The organism is Polaribacter sp. (assembly GCF_965656025.1).
Lineage (GTDB): Bacteria > Bacteroidota > Bacteroidia > Flavobacteriales > Flavobacteriaceae > Polaribacter.
Map to the genome: position 1 here is coordinate 36,092 of NZ_CBFHJT010000012.1, position 1,401 is coordinate 37,492.

2 protein-coding genes are annotated in these 1,401 nt (G+C 33.5%); both read right to left on the reverse strand.

Features of this window, described 5'->3' with window-relative positions; translation table 11 throughout:
* A partial coding sequence (gene alr, locus ACTG3S_RS03740; RefSeq protein WP_439128033.1) for an alanine racemase occupies nt 1–849 on the reverse strand: 849 nt, incomplete at its 3' end.
* A gap of 5 nt (nt 850–854) precedes the next feature.
* A partial coding sequence (locus ACTG3S_RS03745; RefSeq protein ID WP_439128034.1) for a thymidine kinase occupies nt 855–1,401 on the reverse strand: 547 nt, incomplete at its 5' end.

The following is a 1,401-nucleotide window of genomic DNA, read 5'->3' on the forward strand; positions in this document are numbered from 1 at the left end:
ATCTGCGTGCCCAATAGGTATGGTTGCGCTTTTTGTGGGTCTTTTTGCCACAAAACCTCTGTTGTATCCTACAGTTTCGCCAGGTTGTATTAAATGTATTTGAGAAATAATTGAGCTTAAGTTGTGGGTGTTTTTAAGTTGAGCAGTTTCCTTGGCATCATTACCAAAGCCATATAAACCTATGCCAATTCTAACCATATCAAACTGTGCTTTTGCAAAATTTACAACACCAGAAGTATTTAAAATATGCAACATAGGTTCATAACCTAAATGCTTGTAAAACTGTTGTGCTATGTATGCAAAATTATTAATTTGATTGATGCTAAACTCTTGCTCTTCCAAATCTTCACTAGCTGCTAAGTGAGAGAATAAAGATTGTACTTTAACGTGATTAGTGTTTTTTAATTCGCTAATAATGTTGCCAATATCTGTATGCCAAAAACCTAGTCTGTTTAAACCTGTATTAAATTTTATGTGAATTGGATAATTCATCAAAGGTATGCTGTCTGCCAATTTTAAAAAAGCATCAAAAATTTTAAAGTTGTATAGATTGGGTTCTAACTGATGCTTGGTAATCGCTTCTAAATTGCCTATTTGTGGATGTAAAACTAAAATTGGTGTTTTTACACCAGCTTCTCTTAGTGCAACACCTTCATGTGTATAAGCAACTGCAAAATAATCTACTTTGTTTTCTAAAAATTTGGCAACTAAAACACCATCACTACCATAACCAAAGGCTTTAACCACTGCTAAAATTTTAGTGGTTTCGTTTAATTTTTTCTTAAAATAATTTAGATTGTGCAGTAAGGCACTTCCATCAATTTCTAAAACAGTAACATGGTTGTTCATAAGGCTTAAAACTGTTCCGTAATTTCGGAAGTATCTGTGTCAGTTAAATTATCTTCTTTACTTTTTTCGTGCTGAATATTTTTTTGTTGGTTTTGTAAAGCTTTGTAGTAAGCTGCTCTGCTTAAAGGTTCGTATTCTTGGGTTTCACCCAACATTACAATAGCTTCATTTTGTGCTTTTCTAAAACTATAATGTGCTAAATTACCTGTATGTGTACAAACTGCATGTACTTTAGTAACGTATTCTGCTGTAGCCATTAATGCTGGCATGGGACCAAAAGGGTTGCCTTTAAAATCCATATCTAAACCAGCTACAATTACACGTATACCTCTGTTAGCTAAATCGTTACAAACAGCTACAATTTCATCATCGAAAAATTGGGCTTCATCTATACCAACTACATCTACATCATTGGCAAGCAATCTAATATTAGAAGAAACTGGAACTGGTGTAGATCTGATTCTGTTGTCGTTATGAGAAACTACTTCTTCTTCATCATAACGCGTATCCAAAGCAGGTTTAAAAATTTCTACGCTTTGTTTAGCAAATTGC